The organism is Variovorax sp. CF313, from assembly GCF_000282635.1.
GTDB lineage: Bacteria > Pseudomonadota > Gammaproteobacteria > Burkholderiales > Burkholderiaceae_C > Variovorax.
In genome coordinates this window covers 35,752-53,022 of sequence record NZ_AKIW01000028.1, presented here as the reverse complement: position 1 = coordinate 53,022, position 17,271 = coordinate 35,752, and the positions used below count along the sequence as shown (strand labels likewise).

The window sequence follows — 17,271 nt, the reverse complement described above, 5'->3', positions numbered from 1 at the left end:
CCCGTAGCGAAGCGAAGGGTCGCAGACAGTGGGGTCGCCTTTCTTTTGCCTACTTTTCTTTGGCGAAGCAAAGAAAAGTAGGTCGCCCGCCGGGGCGAGTCCCGGCCCCGGAAAGCAACCCAAGCCAACCGCTCAAAGCGTATGACTGCGATCCCCTTCTGCAAACCCCATCGCATCCCAAGCCTCGCCGACGGCAAAGCCAATCACCTTGAACAACTCCCCCATCTCGTGCTCATGGATCAGCCGCGCCGCCATCGCCCGCTCCGCGACGGACCCCGCTTCCATCCGAGCCAGCAACCCGCAGTTCAGCAGAAACCGCGCCTGGCTCGTATAGCCCAGCACTTCGAGCCCCGCGTCCTGCCCCGCCAACGCAATGCCGGTGAAGTCGACGTGCGCGGTGATGTCCTTGTAGCCCACGTCGGCCAGCGGGTCGCCATCGGCCTGGTGCGCGCGGTGGCACATCACGGTGCCCATGTGGCGCTGCGGGTGGTAGTACTCGGCCTCGGGAAAACCGTAGTCGATGAGAAAGGCCGCGCCCTTGCCGAGCCGGTCGGCCAGCGTGGCGATGAAGGCCCGCGCCTGCGGATGGATCTCGGTCAGGTAGTCGTGCTCGCCGGGCACCTCGACCGGCGGCCGCAGTTCGGTGACGCGATCGGCCCAGGCCCAGCCGTCGCCTTGCGCGTTGCGCACCACGCCGCGCTCGAACCACTGCCCACCCACACGCGCCAGCAGTTGCACGGGCATCGCATCGAGCACCTCGTTGCCGACCACCACGCCTTCCATCGAATCGGGCAGCTCGTTGAGCCATTCAACGCGGTCCGCATAGCGCACCAGCGCCTGCTGCTGCCGCTCGCGCAGCGTGCCCGACAGGTCGACGATGCGATAGCGCACATCACTGCGCCCCATCTCGTCGAGCGCATGCAGCAGCTGAACCGCGAGCGCCCCCGAGCCTGCGCCGAATTCCCACACCGTGTCGGTGCCCGTCTTCTCCAGTGCCTGCGCCACCTGCGCCGCCAGGGTCTGCCCGAACATCGGCGTCAACTCGGGCCCCGTCACGAAGTCGCTGCCCGACGAGGGCATGTGGCCGAACTTGGCCGAAGTGTTGGCGTAATAGCCCAGGCCCGGCGCGTACAGCGCGAGCGCCATGAAGCGGTCGAACCCGATCCATCCGCCCGCGCGCTCGACGGAGCGCGCGATGAGGTGGTCGAGGGCGGTGGGTAAACTGCTGGGGGTCGTCTTTGTCGTCACAGCGCCATTCTCCCTCCTCGCATGAGCCCCGCCGCGCCCTCCTCCTCCGCTTCCCGCCGCACCGTCCTCGTCACCGGCGCGGGCCGCAGGCTGGGCCGCGAGATCGCGCTGGCGCTCGCCGCGGGCGGCTGGCAGGTGGCGGTGCACTACCGCAGTTCGCGCACCGAGGCCGAGCAGACGGTGGCCGACTGCGCCGCGCTCTCGGGCGATTCGGCGCTCTTCGCGGCCGACCTCGAGGACGAACAGGCCACGCGCGCCCTGCTGCCGCGCGTGGTCGCGCGCTTTCGCGGCGTCGATGCCGTGGTGCACAGCGCCGCGCTGTTCGAGCACGACGAGGCCGCCACCTTCAGCTACGCACTCATGGAGCGCCATGCGCGCAGCAACACCGGCGCGGCGATCCTGCTGGCGCATGCCCTGCACGAGCACTTGGCGGCCCGCGACGCACAAGGCGCGGTGGTCCATCTGCTCGACCAGAAGCTCTGGAACCCGAACCCCGACTTCCTGAGCTACACACTTTCCAAGGCCGCGCTCGAAGCCGCCACGCCGATGCTGGCGCTGGCCCTTGCACCGCGCGTGCGCGTGGTCGGCGTGGCGCCCGGCCTTACGCTGGCGAGCCACATGCTGGACGACGACAGGTTCGCGCAGCTGCACAAGCTGTCGCCGCTGGGCCGCTCCTCCACCCCGGACGACGTGGTCGCCACGGTGAGGTTCGCGCTGGAGAACCGCTCGATCACCGGCACCACGCTGCTGGTGGACGGCGGCCAGCACCTGATGAAATTCGAGCGCGATTTCTCGCTCATGTGAGCACCACCATGTCCATTCCCATGCCCGTGCAAGGCCGCCAGACACTCACCCTCCAGGGCCTGCGCTTCGACGCAAACCTGGGCATCCTCGAGCAGGAAAAGACGGCGCCGCAGCCGATCCTGGTCGATGCCGAACTCAGCCTCGGCCCGCAGCCGCTGCTGCCGCAGGACGACGACATCTTCCACGTGCTCGACTACCGCAAGGTGCGCCGCATCATCATCGAGGAGTGCACCGCCGAGCACGTCAACCTGCTCGAAAGCCTGATCGGCAAGCTGGTGCAGCGCCTGCTGCAACTGCCCGGCGTGCTGGGCGTGCGCGTGAAGATCGCCAAGCTCGAAATCTTCGACGACTGCGAGGTGGCGATCCGCATGGAAGCCGGGGAATGGTGATCCGGGGCAAAATCCCCCTTTTCCCCCAAGACATTGCTGCCCATGAACGCCGTCTGGATCGACGAGGCGCCCGCCGCCGCCGACGCCACTGCCAATTCCCTGAAGATCGAGCGCGAAACGCACAAGCTCGAAAAGCGCCTGTGCCGCCAGGTCGGGCAGGCCATCGTCGACTACAACATGATCGAAGAGGGCGACAAGGTCATGGTGTGCGTCTCGGGCGGCAAGGACAGCTACGCGCTGCTCGACATCCTGCTCAAGCTGAAGGCGCGCGCGCCGATTCACTTCGACATCGTCGCGGTCAATCTCGACCAGAAACAGCCCGGCTTTCCCGAAGAGGTGCTGCCCCGGTATTTGAGCGACCTGGGCGTGGACTTCCACATCGAGAACCAGGACACCTACAGCATCGTCAAGCGCGTCATTCCAGAGGGCAAGACCACCTGCGGCCTGTGCAGCCGGCTGCGCCGCGGCATCCTGTACCGCGTGGCCGACGAGCTGGGCGCCACCAAGGTCGCGCTGGGCCACCACCGCGACGACATGCTGCAGACCTTCTTCCTCAACATGTTCTTCGCCGGCAAGCTCAAGAGCATGCCGCCCAAGCTGGTGAGCGACGACGGCAAGCACGTCGTGATCCGCCCGCTGGCCTACGTGGCCGAGAAGGACACGGTGCGCTGGGCCCAGCACCGCGAGTTCCCGATCATTCCGTGCACGCTGTGCGGCAGCCAGGAAAACCTGCAGCGCAAGCAGGTAGGCGAAATGCTGCGCGAATGGGACAAGAAGTATCCCGGCCGCGTGGAGAACATGTTCACCGCGCTGCAGAACGTGGTGCCTTCGCACCTGCTCGACGGAACGCAGCATGACTTCAAGGGTCTGAAGGCAACGGGCGTGGCGGACGACGATGGCGACAAGGCCTTCGACCCGCCTTCCTTCGATTTGCTCTCCCAGGCACCTGCCGCCCTGCGCATCGTCCAGGGCTGAACGGGCAACCCAGGGGAATTTTGGGCTTCAGCGCCCGGAGACCCTCATGAAATCTGCGTTCTCGGCTTTTCTGCTTGCCGCAAGCCTGACGGGCTGCGCCACCTCCTGGGTGGTCGACAGCGACGTGAAGAGCTTTTCCTCCATCGGCACCGTGGCCCCCGGCGCCTCCTACCGCTTCGACCGCCTGCCCTCGCAGCAGGCCGACGGCGCGCGGCAGGAATCGCTCGAAGCCATGGCCGGCGCCGCGCTCGACAAGGTCGGCCTGCGCCGCGACGATGCCAGGCCGCAGTACACCGCGCAGATCGGCGCGCGCGTGACGGCAGGCCTCTCGCCCTGGGCCGACCCGTGGCTCTACAACGGTCCCTGGGGCTACGGTTACGGCGGCTATGGCAACTACGGCCGGCGCTGGTACGGCGGCGGCTGGTATGGCGGCCCGATGTTCGCGCCGCCGGCCAACCCCTGGTACGAGCGCGAGGTCAGCATCGTGCTTCGCGAGGCAGGCTCCAACCGCGTGGTGTACGAAACTCGCGCCCGGAACGACGGCCCTTACACCTCGAGCACGGCGATCCTGCCGGTGATGTTCCAGGCCGCGCTGCAGGGCTTTCCGAACCCGCCGCAGGGCGAGCGCCGGGTCAACATCGAACTGCCGACGGCGCAGGCCCGGAAGTAGCGCCTTCTAGAATTCCCCGGATGGAAGAAGCCACCCGCCTGATCGCCGTTCGCCACGGCGAAACCGCCTGGAACGTCGACACCCGCATCCAGGGCCAGCTCGACATCGGGCTCAACGCCACGGGCATCTGGCAGGCACAGCGCGCCGGCAGTGCGCTGGCCGACGAGCCCATCGGCGTCGTCTATGCCAGCGACCTCTCGCGCGCCTGGCAGACCGCCGAGGAAATCGCCAGGCCCCACGGCCTGCCCGTGCAGCCCGAGCCGCGCCTGCGCGAACGGGCCTTCGGGAACTTCGAGGGCCTGAGCTTTGCCGAGATCGAAGCCACGCTGCCCGTGCAGGCCAGGCTCTGGCGCGAGCGCGATCCCGAATTCGAGCCCGAGGGCGGCGAGAGCCTGCTGATGTTCCGCGACCGTGTGACGGGCGTGGCCGCCGAACTGGCGGCGCGCCATCCGGGCGAACTGGTGGTTCTGGTCGCACACGGCGGCGTGATGGACGTGCTCTACCGCGCCGCCACCCGCCAGGAGCTGCAGGCGCCGCGCACCTGGCAACTCGGCAATGCCGCGATCAACCGCATGCTTTGGACGCCGGAAGGCTTCAGCCTCGTGGGCTGGAGCGACACCGCCCATCTGACGGCAGGTGACGCGCTCGACGAGACGACGAGCTAAGCATCGCTCTTCACGATGCGCTGTGTGTTGTCCGAGGTGCGCCCTTCGCACACGCCCCCGAATCCCTCAAGCGTGCGAAGCAGCCCCATGGCCCGCTTCCGCCTTCGCCTCGTCCGGCAGATTCACCATCGGCCCCGTCCCGCTGTAGCGGTCCAGCGCGAGGTAGATCGCCGGCGTGATGTACAGCGTGATCACCTGCGAGAAGATCAGCCCGCCCACCACCGCCACGCCCAGCGGCTGGCGCAGCTCGGCGCCGGCGCCCAGGCCTAGCGCGAGCGGCAGCGCGCCCATCAGCGCGGCCAGCGTGGTCATCATGATCGGCCGGAAGCGCAGGCGGCAGGCCTCGCGGATCGCGTCCACCGGCTGCAGGCCCTCGGTGCGCTGCGCATCGAGCGCGAAGTCGATCATCATGATCGCGTTCTTCTTCACGATGCCGATCAGCAGCAGGATGCCGATGGTCGCGATCAGCGTCAGGTCGAAGCCGAAGAGCTTCAGCGAGATCAGCGCGCCCACCGCCGCCGAAGGCAGCCCTGCGAGGATCGTGATCGGGTGGATGTAGCTCTCGTACAGCACGCCGAGCAGCACGTAGATCACGAGCACCGCCAGCACCAGCAGCACCGCCTGGCTGGACTGCGAACTCTGGAACACCGCCGCATCGCCGCCGTAGGTGGTGATGATCGAGGGCGGCATCTTCAGCTCGTCCTTGAAGCGGTCGATCTTCGCGGTCGCGTTGCCCAGCGGCACGTCGGGCGCGAGGTTGAACGACACCGTCACCGCCTGCAGCTGGCCCTGGTGGTTGACCGCGGTCGGCCCCACGGTGCGCTTGACGGTCGAGAAGGCCGACAACGGCACCAGCCTGCCCGTGGTGCTGCGCACTGACAGGCGCGAGACGTCTTCCTCGAACTGGCGATCGTTGTCGGCCGCCGAAAGGATCACCTGGTAGGTGTTGCTCGTGCCGTAGATGCTGCCGATCTGGCGGTCGCCGTAGGCGTTGTAGAGCGCGGTGCGCAGGTCGCCCACCGCCACGCCGAGCACGCCGGCCTTGTCGCGGTCGATGTCGAGCGTGGCCTGCAGGCCGCGGTTCTGCGAGTCGCTGGTCACGTCGCGGAAAGCCGGGTCGGCGCGCATGCGCTCCATGAGCCGCGTGGCCCACGGCACCATCTCGCCCGCGTTCACGCTCTGCAGCGTGTACTGGAAGCGCGCCTTGCTCTGGCGTCCGCCCAGGCGCAGGTTCTGCACCGGCTGCATGTAGACGGCAATGCCGGGGATCTCGCGGAAGCGCTGGCGCAGCGATTCGAGCACCTTCGCCATTGGCGGGCGCTCGCTGCGCGGCTTGAGCACCGCGAACAGCCGCCCGGAGTTCTGCGTGGCCGTGGGACCGCCCACGCCGACGAAGGAGCTCACGTAGTTGACGCTCGCGTCGTCCTTGAGGGTGGCGGCCACGCGGTCCTGCAGCGCCTTCATGGCGCCGAATGAAATGTCCTCAGCAGCCTCGGTCGTGATCTGGATCTGGCCGATGTCCTCCTCGGGGAAGAAGCCCTTCGGGATGGTCGCGAACAGCCAGCCGGTGACGACGAAGGTCAGCCCCGCGATCGCCAGCATCACCTTGCGGTGCATCAGCGTCCAGCCGAGCGAGCGCATGTAGGTTGCGTGCACCGCGCGGTAGCCGCGCTCGAAGGCTCGGCCGATGGCCGTGCCCGGCTCGGGATGCTCTTCTTCGTGATCGAGCGCGCCCGCACGGCGCGGCACCTGCTTGAGCAGCCGGCTCGCGAGCATCGGCACCAGCGTGAGCGACACCACGGCCGACACCAGCACCGCCAGCGCCACCACCACCGCGAACTCGTGGAACAGCAGGCCGATCACGCCGGGCATGAAGAAGATCGGGATGAACACGGCCACCAGCGAGATCGAGATCGACACGATGGTGAAGCCCACCTCGCGCGCGCCGCGCAGCGCCGCCGCGAACGGGTCCATGCCCTTCTCGACGTAGCGCATGATGTTCTCCAGCACCACGATGGCGTCGTCCACCACCAGCCCCACGGCCAGCGTGATGCCGAGCAGCGAGATGTTGTCCAGGCTGTAGCCGAAGGCATAGAGCAGCGCCACCGCGCCGATCAGCGAAATCGGAATGGTCACGGCCGGGATCAGCGTGGCCACCAGCCGGTGCAGGAACAGAAAGATCACCAGCACCACCAGCGCGATGGTGCCCAGCAGCGTGAGCTGCACGTCGTGCACGGCCTCGCGGATGGAGATGGAGCGGTCGTTCACCATCTGGATCTCGACCGACTGCGGCAGCTCCGCCTTGAAGCGCGGGATGAGCGCGCGCACCGCATCGACCACCTGCACGGTGTTGGCGTTGGGTTGGCGCTGCACGGCCAGCGAGATCGAGTCCTGCCCGTTGAAGCTGCTCGCGGTCTTCACCGACTCGAAACTGTCCTCGATGGTGGCCACTTCGTCGAGCCGCACCGGCGCGCCGTTGTGCTGGCCGACGATCAGCTTGGCGAAGTCGGCCGCCTTCAGGAGCTGGCGGTTGGCCTGGATGGTGAGCGTCTGGCGCGGGCCGTCGAGCACGCCGACCGGCGTGTTGGCGTTGGCCGAGTTCACGGCCTTGGCCAATTCGTCGAGCGTGATGTTGCGCGCGTTGAGCAGGTCGGCATTGGCCTTGATGCGCACCGCGAAAGCCTTGCGGCCGTACACGCCCACCTGCGCCACGCCATCGATGGTCGACAGCGTGGGCGAGATCAGGTTCTCGGCGTAGTCGTTGAGCTCCGACGGGTTCATCGACGGCGAGATCAGCGCGATGAACAGCACCGGCGCGTCGGCCGGGTTGACCTTGCGGTACGAGGGCAGCTGCGTGAGCTCCTGCGGCAGCTGGCGCTGGGCGCGCAGCAGCGCGGCCTGCACGTCGACCGCGGCGGCGTCGATGTCGCGGCTGCTCACGAATTCGAGCGTGATCGAGGACACGCCCTGCGTGTTCACCGAACTGATGGTCTGCAGGCCCGGGATGGTGGAGAACTGCTTTTCGAGCGGCAGTGCCACCGAACTCGCCATGGTGTCCGGACTCGCGCCCGGCAACTGCGCATTGACGTTGATGACCGGCGTGTTGTAACTGGGCAGCGCGGCGACGGGGATGCTGAAGTACGCGAAGATGCCGACGACCACGGCCGCCGCGGACAGCAGCACCGTCATCGCCGGACGGCGGATGCAGAGCTCCGAGATGTTCATGCGCGTTCCCGCTGCGGCGGCTTGATGTCGGCGCCGTCGGAAGAAGCGGCGCTGCCGGGCGTGACGCCGGTGGTGCCGTTGCCCGTTGCGCCAGGCGCACCCGGCGCCTTGGCATCGACGCGGACCTTGCCGCCCGGGCGCACGTTCTGGCTGCCCTCGATCACCACCTGCTCGCCCGGCTCCACGCCGCTCACCGCCACATTGGTGCCGAAGGTGTGCAGCGTCTTCACCTTGCGGCGCGTGGCGGTCTTGCCCCCGTCGACCACATAGAGCGAAGTGCCGTCGGACAGCATCATCAGCGCCGCGGCCGGCACCACCGTGGCGCCGTTGAGCGTGCGCACCGTGATGCGCGTGCCCACGAACTGGCCGGGCCACAGGCTCTGGTCGGCATTCGCGAACACAGCCTTGGCGCGCACCGTGCCGATCTGCGGGTCGACGGTGTTGTCGACGAAGTCGAGCGTGCCGCTCAGCGGCGCCTTGCCGCCGGAGACGACGGCCTCGACCTTGGCGTGCGAGCGCGCGGCTTCCAGCAGATCCTGCAGGTTGCCTTCGGGTACCGGGAAGCTCACGGCAATCGGGTCGAGCTGCGTGATGGTGACGAGCGACAGCGTCGGCTGCACCAGCGTGCCCGGGTAGATGTTGACGGCGCCGATGCGCCCGGCGATGGGCGCGCGCAGCGTTGCGTAGCCCAGCGCCACCTGCGCCGACTGCACGGCCGCGCGGTCGGCGGCCACGGAGGCCCGCTGAGCCTGGAGCTGCGAGAGCGTGGCGTCGGCCGCGCTCTTGGCGATGAAGTTCTGCGCCACGAGGTCCTGGCTGCGCTTGTACTGGCGCTCCAGGTCGGCCATGGTGGCCTCGTCCTTCTGCTGCTGCGCGCGGGCGCGGGCGAGGTTGGCCTGGTCGTTGCGGTCGTCGAGCGTGAAGAGCAGCTGGCCGGCCTTGACGAACTGGCCTTCCTTCACATGCACCGCGCTCACCGTGTTCGTCACCTGCGGACGCAGGTCGACGCTGTTGAGAGACACCACGCTGCCGTTGACCTGCACAGTCACCGGCACATCCTGCTTCTGCGCGGTGGCCAGGGTCACGAGTGCGGGGGCGCCGCCGCTGTTGCTGTTCGCAGCCGGAGCCTTCGCGTCCTTGCCGGCAGACTTGTCCCCGGACATGCTCCACCACCCGCCCGCGACGGCTACGATCAATACGCCCGCAAGGGCGACAGCGACATTTTTCTTCATGGGTTCTTTGTGCACTTTGGGCTGACAGCGGCTATTGGATCAGCGGCCGACTCCCGGTGTTCGTGGCCCCCGTAAAGAAATGTAAAGCCAGTCAACCGAAAGCCCCGCACTACCTGCTGTGGCCGGCGCCGGGGAACCGCACCCCCTCGCTAAAATCGCCGCTCCACAGCCTCTGGATAAACCCCATGAACCGCTGCAAGACACCCACGAATGCTCTCACCTTCATAGCGCTTTGCACAGCAGCCATTGCTGCGGCAGGCCTTTTTCCGCTCACCGCCAGCGCGCAGGACGAAGTGCCCCGGCCGCAGACCCAGAACGAATCGCTCGTTGGGGGCCGCAATTTCCCCATCGGCACCCTGCGCGGCAAGTTCACGGTCCTCAACGCGCCCGACGTCGACCTCGACGGCCATGCCGATCGGCTGGGGGCCGGCGCGCGCATCCGGAGCCCGCAGAACATGCTGGTCATGCCCGGCGCCATCACCGGCCAGAAGTACCTGGTCAACTACACGCGCGATGCCGCCGGCCTGCTGCGCGAGGTCTGGATCCTCACGGCCGACGAAGCCTCGGCCCCACGCGAATCGCTGAACAAGCCGTTCCTGAACATCTGGCCGTTCACCTCGAACGACACCGTCAACACGCAGTAGGCAAAGACGGCGGCGCGGCCCATGCGCTGACCGCCGCCGAGCCCTCCCCGTTGTTGCGGAGGGCATGAGAGAGAGCTCCCCATGAAAAAAGTATTCATCAAGACCTTCGGCTGCCAGATGAACGAGTACGACTCGGACAAGATGGCCGACGTGCTCAACGCCGCGCAGGGCTACGAGCCCACGCAGAACGTGGACGAGGCCGACCTCATCCTGTTCAACACCTGCTCGGTGCGCGAGAAGGCACAGGAAAAGGTGTTCTCCGACCTCGGCCGCGTGAAGCACCTGAAGGCCAGGGGCGTGAAGATCGGCGTGGGCGGCTGCGTGGCGAGCCAGGAGGGCGAGGCCATCATCGCGCGCGCTCCCTACGTCGACATCGTGTTCGGCCCGCAGACGCTGCACCGCCTGCCCGAGATGCTCAACGACCGCGAGCGCCTGAACCGCCCGCAGGTGGACATCAGCTTCCCCGAGATCGAGAAGTTCGACCACCTGCCACCCGCGCGCGTCGAGGGCGCGACGGCCTTCGTGTCGATCATGGAAGGCTGCTCCAAGTACTGCAGCTACTGCGTGGTGCCCTACACCCGCGGCGAGGAGGTGAACCGCCCGCTCGACGACGTGCTGGTCGAGATCGCCGGCCTGGCCGAGCAGGGTGTGCGCGAGATCACGCTGCTGGGCCAGAACGTGAACGCCTACCGCGGCAGGATGGGCGACACCGCCGAGATCGCCGACTTCGCGCTGCTGATCGAATACGTCGCCGAGATCCCCGGCATCGAGCGCATCCGCTACACCACGAGCCACCCGAACGAGTTCACGCCCCGGCTGATCGAGGCCTATGCCAAGGTGCCGCAGCTCGTGAGCCACCTGCACCTGCCGGTGCAGCACGGCAGCGACCGCATCCTGATGGCGATGAAGCGCGGCTACACCGCCATGGAATACAAGAGCACGGTGCGCAAGCTGCGCGCCATTCGCCCCGAGCTCGCCCTGAGCAGCGACTTCATCGTCGGCTTCCCCGGCGAGACGGACGACGACTTCAACAAGATGATGAAGCTGATCGACGACTGCCAGTTCGACGCCAGCTTCAGCTTCATCTTCAGCCCGCGCCCCGGCACGCCCGCCGCCGCACTGCAGGACGACACGCCGTATGAAGTGAAGCTCGCTCGCCTGCACACGCTGCAGGCCGTGATCGACGTCAACGTGAAGCGCTTCGGCCAGGCGCTGGTCGGCACCACGCAGCGCGTGCTGGTGGAAGGCGCCTCGCGCAAGGACGCGAACGAACTCATGGGCCGCACCGCCTGCAACCGCGTCGTCAACTTCGAAGGCGACGCGCGCCTCGTCGGCCAGATGGCCGACCTGCGCATCACGCGCTCGCTGGCCTACACGCTGCGCGGCGAGGTCGTGACGAACGAATCGTTGATGCCGGTGCTCGCCCACTGATGGCGAAGCGACCGTCTACCCGGGGCTCGTTCCAGCAGCTCCTGCTGTTTGCCTTCCTGCTGATCACCGCGCTGCTGGTCGGCGTGGCGCTGCGTTCGGTGCTGCAGTACGACGCGCTCATGACGCAGAGCCGCGACGCGGCCGCGCGCGCGCTGCGCCTGTCGGGCGCGGCCCAGTCGCTGGCCGAGCGCAGCGCGGCCATGGAGCGCGCCGGGCGCCAGTCGCTGGTGCTCAACGACGCAGTGCTGCGCCGCCGCTTCGACGACGCTGCGCGCGAGGCGCACCAGGTGCTCGAGCGCCTGGAGAAGAACGGCCTGGCGCCCGCCGGCATCGAGATGTGGCGCACCCAGCTCGGCGTGATCGAGGGCCTGATGAGCGGCAACGCCGACAGCGCCCTGGCCCGCGAGAGCACGATGGCGATGCAATTCCGCGAACTCGACGCGCTCAACACCAACCTTGCGCAGCAGGCGCAGTTCCTGATCGAAACGCAGAACGACGCGCTGGCCAGGCGCATCGAGAACGCGCGCCGCCGGCTGATGCGCGAAGTGGTGGCCGCCAGCGTGCTGGCCGTGTCGCTGGCGCTGGCCTTCGGCATCTGGCTGGCTCGGCCGTTCAAGCGGCTGGAGCACGCCATCGTCGGCCTCGGCCAGAACCGGCTCGACGAGCCCATCGACATCCGCGGCCCGGCCGACGTGCGGCGCGTGTCGCAGCAGCTCGAGTGGCTGCGGCTGCGCCTGACCGAGCTCGATGCCGACAAGGCGCGCTTCCTGCGCCACGTGTCGCACGAGCTGAAGACGCCGCTGGCCGCGCTGCGCGAGGGTGTCTCGCTGCTCGAAGACGGAGTGACCGGTCCGCTGAACCCGGCGCAGCTCGAGGTTGCGCAGATCCTGCAGCAGAACACCGTGTCGCTGCAGGGCCAGATCGAGGCGCTGCTGCGCTTCAACGCCGCCGCCTTCGAGGCGCGCGAACTGCGCCGCGAGCGCACCGAGCTGCTGCCGTTGATTGAAGAGCAGATCGAGGCCCAGCGCCTGCAATGGCAGTCGCATGGCCTGCGCGTGCGGGCCGAGGGCGACCCCATCGCGATCACGGTCGACCGCACCAAGCTCGGCACCGCGATCGCCAACCTGCTGAGCAACGCCATTCGCTTTTCGGTAACGGGCGGTGTCATCACCCTGGCGGTATCGGGGACGCCCGAGGCAGTGCACATCGACGTCAACGACGCCGGGCCGGGCATCGCCGAGGGCGACCGCGACCGGATCTTCGAACCTTTCTTCCGCGGCGAGCGCCAGCCCGAGCACACGGTGAAAGGCACGGGCATCGGACTTTCCATCGTGCAGGAGTACATTGCAGCCCACGGGGGCCGCATCACCCTGCAGCCGGGCGGACCCGGTGCTCGCTTTCGCATCGAACTGCCGCGCACGGCCTGACCACCCTGGCGTCTTCTCCTCTCCAACACTGCCTCACCGCCTCGCGTCCTTTCTTCGACCCATGTCTTTTTCGTTCGTCCGCCGTTCCTCCTTCGCCGGGGCGATGACCGTGCCTTTCGTCCTGCTGCTGGCCGCCTGCGCCACGCAGCCCAAGCCGCCCGCGGAGGCCGAGGCGCTGCCGCCGCCCCCGGTCGTGCCGCGCGTGATGCCGGTGGAGGCCGAGCCGAAGGCGCCGGCCACGCAGCCCGCCTCGTCGCTCTTTACTTTGATGACGCAGGGACCGCAGGCGGCCATGCTGTCGTATGCCGACAAGGTGCGCCCGCTGAACGGCGCCGACCTGAGCACGGAAATCTCGCGCATCGGCGACCCGGGCGATTCGCCCACCACGCAGATGCAGCTGGCGCTGCTGCTCTCGCAGACCCGCGTGCCGGCCGACCTGGCGCGTGCCCTGGGCCTGCTGCAGCGCGTGATCGCCAACCCCGCACCCGAGGCCCAGGCCCTGCACCCGCTGGCACGCGCCCTGGCCGCGCGCTACGTGGAGCAGCGCCGCGTCGAGGACGATCGCGACAAGCAGGTGCAGCAGCTGCGCGACAGCCAGCGCCGCATCGACCAGCTGAACGACCGCATCGAAGCGCTGCGCGCCATCGAGCGCAGCTTCGCGCGGCCCAACACGGCGCCCGCAGCACCGGCGGCGCCCAACGGAAGCAAACCGACCCCATGAGCACTACCGGCGCCCGCCTCCTCGTGGTCGACGACGACCCGGACATGCTGCGGCTGCTCTCGATGCGGCTCAGCTCGGCGGGCTACCAGGTCACGGCCGTCACCTCGGCCGAGACTGCGCTCACGCAGCTCGAGATCGAACACCCGCAGCTCGTGCTGAGCGACGTGCGCCTGCCCGGGCGCGACGGCCTCCAGCTCTTCGACGAGATCCGCAAGCGCCATCCCTCGCTGCCGGTGATCCTGCTCACCGCGCACGGCACCATCCCCGACGCGGTCGAGGCCACGGCGCGTGGCGTGTTCACCTACCTCACCAAGCCCTACGACGGCCGTGAGCTGCTCGACAAGATCGCGCAGGCGCTGGCGCTCGGCGCGCCCGCCACCACGCCGAGCAAGGCCGGCGACGACAGCTGGCGCTCCGAGATCGTGAGCCGCAGCAACCGCATGGCCGAACTGCTGGCCGAGGCGCGCATGGTCGCCAAGTCGGACGCCTCGGTACTGCTGCGCGGCGACTCGGGCGCCGGCAAGGAAATGCTCGCGCGCGCGATCCACAAGGCCAGCGCGCGTGCCGACAAGCCCTTCGTGGCGGTCAACTGCGGTGCCATTCCCGAAGCGCTGCTCGAGTCGGAGCTGTTCGGCCACATGAAGGGCGCCTTCACCGACGCCCATGCCAACCACAAGGGCCTGTTCCAGCAGGCCGACGGCGGCACGCTGCTGCTCGACGAAATCGGGGACATGCCGCCCGCGCTGCAGGTCAAGCTGCTGCGCGTGCTGCAGGAGCGCGCGGTGCGCCCGCTGGGCGCGAGCCAGTCGATCCAGGTCGACGTGCGCATCGTCTCGGCCACCCATCGCGACCTCGACGCCGCAATGGAGGCCGGCCAGTTCCGCGAAGACCTGTATTACCGCCTGAACGTGGTGACGCTCACGCTGCCACCGCTGTCGGCGCGGCGCGAGGACATTCCGCTGCTGGCCAACCACTTTCTGCAGCGCCTGTCGACCAAGTACGGCAAGCGGCTGTCGGGCTTCGCACCCGAGGCGCTGAAGGCGCTGACCACGGCCGCCTGGCCGGGCAACGTGCGCCAGCTGTTCAACGTGGTCGAGCAGGTCTGCGCACTGTCGAGCTCGCCGCTGATTCCTCTGGCGCTGGTGCAGCGCGCGCTGCGCGTGCCGACGGTCGAGGTCCAGACCTACGCCGAGGCCAAGCAGCGTTTCGAGCGCGACTACCTCGTCGGCCTGCTGAAACTGACCGACGGCAACGTGGCCGATGCGGCCCGCCTGGCCGATCGCAACCGCACGGAGTTCTACCGGCTTCTGCAGAAGCACGAACTCACGCCAGGCCACTTCAAGGCCGACGCTGTCGCTCCTGGCGGGGACCCTGTCGCCGAGTAGCGACGCCCCTAAGTCATTGATTTATATAGCCAATCCCTACCCGCCCAGGAGGCTTGTCGGGATTCGGCGACAAAAACAGGGGTTTGGAGGCCTTCCGGCAGCCTCCTCCCGCGAAAAACACCTCCGGATCGGTCCAAGTCATTGATCTGAAAGCGTTTTTCCAGCCTGGCACAGGGTTTGCCCCTGTACTGGCATGACAGCACTAACCAGCCCATCTTTCGCACTGCGCCAGCAGCGCGACGGCCTGCGTCAAAAGCAGTTTTCCTCCTCGCGGCCCCGTGCCGCGGGCCATTCGCTCGCCGCGCTCGCAAGCGCTGGCGGCGCCGAGCCGGATTGCGTGATCAAGCGCTTTCCTGCCATTGGCGACACCCCTTCCCTCGACAAGCAACGTTGGTAAATCACATGAAGCCGAACGACTTCTCCCAACTGAACGTGCTGGCCGACACCGATTTTTCGCACCGCAGCGCGGTTCGCGAGGAACGCCATCCCAATTCGGTCACCGCCCCGCCGGTCAACCGCGGTTCGATGACGCCCCGCCCCTGGCGCGGTTTCTGGAACAGCATCGGCACCGCCCTGCTGGTCAGGCTCGGTGCCGGCGGCAAGCGCCAAAGCGCCGGCCCGGCCGAAGCCCGCCAACCGTGGCAGCGTGCCGCGGCCCAGCGCCGCAACGCGTTCATGCTGCTCACCGTGCTGAGCACCGTGATCGCCTCGACGCTGTTCGCCGGCGTGCAACCCGACTACGACAACGTCTGGCTCGAATACGGCCAGATCGGCCTGTACGGCCTGCTCTCGGGCTGGGTCGTGACCGGCTTCGTGACCGCACTCATGGGCTTCTACGTCTCGGTACGCGGTGACAAGCACGCCCTGTCGGCGAAACAGGTGGCCAACCACCCGATGAACCCCGAGGCCCGCACCGCGATCATCATGCCGATCTGCAACGAAGACGTTGCCACGGTATTCGCCGGCCTGCGCGCCACCTGCGAATCGGTCGCCTCCACCGGCCACGCAAAGCAGTTCGACGTGTTCGTGCTGTCCGACAGCTACAACCCCGAGACCGCCGCCGCCGAGCGCGCCGCCTGGGAAGACCTGCGTGCCGCCCTGGCCGAGAGCCCCAACCAGCCGCAGGTCGAGGTGTATTACCGCCTGCGCACCCGCCGCACGCACCGCAAGGCCGGCAACGTGGCCGACTTCTGCCGCCGCTGGGGCAAGGACTACCGCTACATGGTCGTGCTCGACGCCGACTCGGTGATGAGCGGCGACTGCCTGACCTCGATGGTCAAGCTGATGGAAGCCAATCCCACCGCCGGCATCATCCAGACCGCGACGCAGGCCATCGGCCACGTCACGCTGCATGCCCGCGCACAGCAATTCGCTTCCCGCGTGACGGGCCGCCTGTTCACGCTGGGCATGCAGTTCTGGCAACTGGGCGAATCGCACTACTGGGGCCACAACGCGATCATCCGCGTCGAACCCTTCATGAAGCATTGCGCGCTGGCCCCGATCAAGGGCACCGGCGGCATGTCGGGCGGCATCATGTCGCACGACTTCGTCGAAGCCGCGCTGATGCGCCGTGCCGGCTACAACGTGTGGCTGGTGTCCGACCTCGTTGGCAGCTACGAGCAGCAACCGCCGGACCTGCTGGCCGAACTGCAGCGCGACCGCCGCTGGTGCCAGGGCAACCTGCAGAACGCCCGCCTGATGGCCGAGCCCGGCATCCACCCGGTGCACCGCGCGATGTTCGTGACCGGCACCATGGCCTACGTCTCCGCCCCGCTGTGGCTGGCCTTCCTGACGCTGGGCACCGCCCTGTGGCTCAGCGGCTCGAGCCTCGTGTCGAGCTGGAGCGTGCTGCCCGCCGAACTGGCCGGCCTGTGGGTCTGGACCCTGTGCCTGCTGTTCCTGCCGCGCGTGCTGGGCATCGCTGCCGTGCTGATGCGCGGCGAGCAACGCCAGTACGGCGGTGTGTGGGGCCTCGTGAAGAGCTCCATGATGGAAAGCGGCCTCGCCATCGTGCAGGCCCCGGTCCGCATGCTGGCCCACTCGCTGTTCGTGCTGGTCGCCCTCACCGGCATCAAGCTCGACTGGAAGTCGCCCCCGCGCGAAGCCGCCGCCGTGCCGTGGAAGGTCGCCGCGTCGCAGCTGGCCCCCATGACGCTGGTGATCGCCATGCTGGCCGTCGGCGTCGCGATGATCGACCCGAGCGCGCTGATCTGGCTCATGCCCGTCGGCCTGCCGCTGCTGCTGGCGATTCCGCTGACGGTGCTGACCAGCCAGATCGCACTGGGCACCACGCTGCGCGACCGCGGCTTCCTGCTGATTCCAGAGGAATCGCGCTCGCCGGCCGTGCTGCGCCGTGCGTGGATGCATGCGGTTCGCCTCGCGCGGCCTGCTGCACTGGCAACCGCCTGATGCGCTGAAGACACAGCGCCCCGAAGCCGGCCTCAGGGTCGGCTTT

General features: G+C 68.1%; 14 protein-coding genes. 11 read left to right on the top strand and 3 right to left on the bottom strand.

What is annotated here, in order from left to right:
• Positions 1-132: 132 nt before the first annotated feature.
• Positions 133-1,248 carry a class I SAM-dependent methyltransferase gene (locus PMI12_RS09510; RefSeq protein WP_007831471.1) on the bottom strand — a complete coding sequence of 372 codons (1,116 nt, stop codon included), beginning with the start codon at positions 1,246-1,248 and terminating at the stop codon, positions 133-135.
• 21 nt (positions 1,249-1,269) lie between these two features.
• Here PMI12_RS09510 and PMI12_RS09505 point away from each other — a divergent pair, with 21 nt between their 5' ends.
• From PMI12_RS09505 to PMI12_RS09485, 5 genes are read left to right on the top strand one after another with little or no spacing between them, the layout of a single operon-like run.
• Positions 1,270-2,052: an SDR family oxidoreductase gene (locus tag PMI12_RS09505; RefSeq protein WP_007831470.1), complete on the top strand. Its 783-nt coding sequence runs from the start codon at positions 1,270-1,272 to the stop codon at positions 2,050-2,052.
• Positions 2,053-2,060: 8 nt separating this feature from the next.
• Positions 2,061-2,441: a dihydroneopterin aldolase gene (locus PMI12_RS09500; protein ID WP_007831468.1), complete on the top strand. Its 381-nt coding sequence runs from the start codon at positions 2,061-2,063 to the stop codon at positions 2,439-2,441.
• A 42-nt stretch (positions 2,442-2,483) separates the two neighbouring features.
• Positions 2,484-3,416: a tRNA 2-thiocytidine(32) synthetase TtcA gene (gene ttcA, locus PMI12_RS09495; protein WP_007831464.1), complete on the top strand. Its 933-nt coding sequence runs from the start codon at positions 2,484-2,486 to the stop codon at positions 3,414-3,416.
• Between the two features lie 46 nt (positions 3,417-3,462).
• Positions 3,463-4,086 carry a DUF4136 domain-containing protein gene (locus tag PMI12_RS09490; RefSeq protein ID WP_007831462.1) on the top strand — a complete coding sequence of 208 codons (624 nt, stop codon included), beginning with the start codon at positions 3,463-3,465 and terminating at the stop codon, positions 4,084-4,086.
• 20 nt (positions 4,087-4,106) lie between these two features.
• Positions 4,107-4,751: a histidine phosphatase family protein gene (locus PMI12_RS09485; protein WP_007831460.1), complete on the top strand. Its 645-nt coding sequence runs from the start codon at positions 4,107-4,109 to the stop codon at positions 4,749-4,751.
• A gap of 66 nt (positions 4,752-4,817) precedes the next feature.
• Here PMI12_RS09485 and PMI12_RS09480 read toward each other — a convergent pair whose 3' ends face one another.
• On the bottom strand, positions 4,818-7,976 hold the full coding sequence (locus PMI12_RS09480) for an efflux RND transporter permease subunit (protein WP_007831457.1): 3,159 nt from the start codon (positions 7,974-7,976) through the stop codon (positions 4,818-4,820).
• Positions 7,973-9,139, bottom strand: a complete 1,167-nt coding sequence (locus PMI12_RS09475) for an efflux RND transporter periplasmic adaptor subunit (RefSeq protein ID WP_042673125.1) — start codon at positions 9,137-9,139, stop codon at positions 7,973-7,975. Before PMI12_RS09475 ends, PMI12_RS09480 begins: the two co-directional genes overlap by 4 nt.
• A 254-nt stretch (positions 9,140-9,393) precedes the next feature.
• Between PMI12_RS09475 and PMI12_RS09470 the strand changes: the two genes are divergently transcribed.
• The 6 genes from PMI12_RS09470 to mdoH all read left to right on the top strand — a co-directional run bounded on the left by PMI12_RS09470 (position 9,394) and on the right by mdoH (position 17,225).
• A complete protein-coding gene (locus PMI12_RS09470) occupies positions 9,394-9,852 on the top strand; it encodes a hypothetical protein (protein ID WP_007831453.1) in 459 nt (152 codons plus the stop codon).
• 81 nt (positions 9,853-9,933) lie between these two features.
• Positions 9,934-11,283, top strand: coding sequence for a tRNA (N6-isopentenyl adenosine(37)-C2)-methylthiotransferase MiaB (miaB, locus tag PMI12_RS09465; RefSeq protein ID WP_007831451.1), 1,350 nt, complete (start codon positions 9,934-9,936; stop codon positions 11,281-11,283).
• Entirely contained in the window at positions 11,283-12,710 is a 1,428-nt protein-coding gene (locus PMI12_RS09460) for a sensor histidine kinase (protein WP_007831450.1), read from the top strand. Before miaB ends, PMI12_RS09460 begins: the two co-directional genes overlap by 1 nt.
• A 61-nt stretch (positions 12,711-12,771) precedes the next feature.
• Positions 12,772-13,431 carry a hypothetical protein gene (locus PMI12_RS09455; RefSeq protein ID WP_007831449.1) on the top strand — a complete coding sequence of 220 codons (660 nt, stop codon included), beginning with the start codon at positions 12,772-12,774 and terminating at the stop codon, positions 13,429-13,431.
• The gene (locus PMI12_RS09450; protein WP_007831448.1) at positions 13,428-14,816 is read left to right on the top strand and encodes a sigma 54-interacting transcriptional regulator; all 1,389 of its coding nucleotides are present in this window, start codon (positions 13,428-13,430) and stop codon (positions 14,814-14,816) included. The genes PMI12_RS09455 and PMI12_RS09450 overlap by 4 nt, the downstream gene beginning before the upstream one ends.
• A gap of 402 nt (positions 14,817-15,218) precedes the next feature.
• Positions 15,219-17,225 (top strand): glucans biosynthesis glucosyltransferase MdoH, encoded by a 2,007-nt coding sequence (gene mdoH / locus PMI12_RS09445; protein ID WP_007831446.1) that lies wholly within the window; start codon positions 15,219-15,221, stop codon positions 17,223-17,225.
• Positions 17,226-17,271 lie beyond the last annotated feature (46 nt).

Excerpts from the sequence above, each read along its gene's own strand:
- PMI12_RS09480 (WP_007831457.1), bottom strand. The coding sequence starts at position 7,976 with ATGAACATCTCGGAGCTCTGCATCCGCCGTCCGGCGATGACGGTGCTG.
- PMI12_RS09450 (WP_007831448.1), top strand. The coding sequence starts at position 13,428 with ATGAGCACTACCGGCGCCCGCCTCCTCGTGGTCGACGACGACCCGGAC.
- PMI12_RS09455 (WP_007831449.1), top strand. The coding sequence starts at position 12,772 with ATGTCTTTTTCGTTCGTCCGCCGTTCCTCCTTCGCCGGGGCGATGACC.
- PMI12_RS09505 (WP_007831470.1), top strand. The coding sequence starts at position 1,270 with ATGAGCCCCGCCGCGCCCTCCTCCTCCGCTTCCCGCCGCACCGTCCTC.
- miaB (WP_007831451.1), top strand. The coding sequence starts at position 9,934 with ATGAAAAAAGTATTCATCAAGACCTTCGGCTGCCAGATGAACGAGTAC.
- ttcA (WP_007831464.1), top strand. The coding sequence starts at position 2,484 with ATGAACGCCGTCTGGATCGACGAGGCGCCCGCCGCCGCCGACGCCACT.
- mdoH (WP_007831446.1), top strand. The coding sequence starts at position 15,219 with ATGAAGCCGAACGACTTCTCCCAACTGAACGTGCTGGCCGACACCGAT.
- PMI12_RS09500 (WP_007831468.1), top strand. The coding sequence starts at position 2,061 with ATGTCCATTCCCATGCCCGTGCAAGGCCGCCAGACACTCACCCTCCAG.
- PMI12_RS09475 (WP_042673125.1), bottom strand. The coding sequence starts at position 9,139 with ATGTCCGGGGACAAGTCTGCCGGCAAGGACGCGAAGGCTCCGGCTGCG.
- PMI12_RS09490 (WP_007831462.1), top strand. The coding sequence starts at position 3,463 with ATGAAATCTGCGTTCTCGGCTTTTCTGCTTGCCGCAAGCCTGACGGGC.
- PMI12_RS09485 (WP_007831460.1), top strand. The coding sequence starts at position 4,107 with ATGGAAGAAGCCACCCGCCTGATCGCCGTTCGCCACGGCGAAACCGCC.
- PMI12_RS09460 (WP_007831450.1), top strand. The coding sequence starts at position 11,283 with ATGGCGAAGCGACCGTCTACCCGGGGCTCGTTCCAGCAGCTCCTGCTG.
- PMI12_RS09470 (WP_007831453.1), top strand. The coding sequence starts at position 9,394 with ATGAACCGCTGCAAGACACCCACGAATGCTCTCACCTTCATAGCGCTT.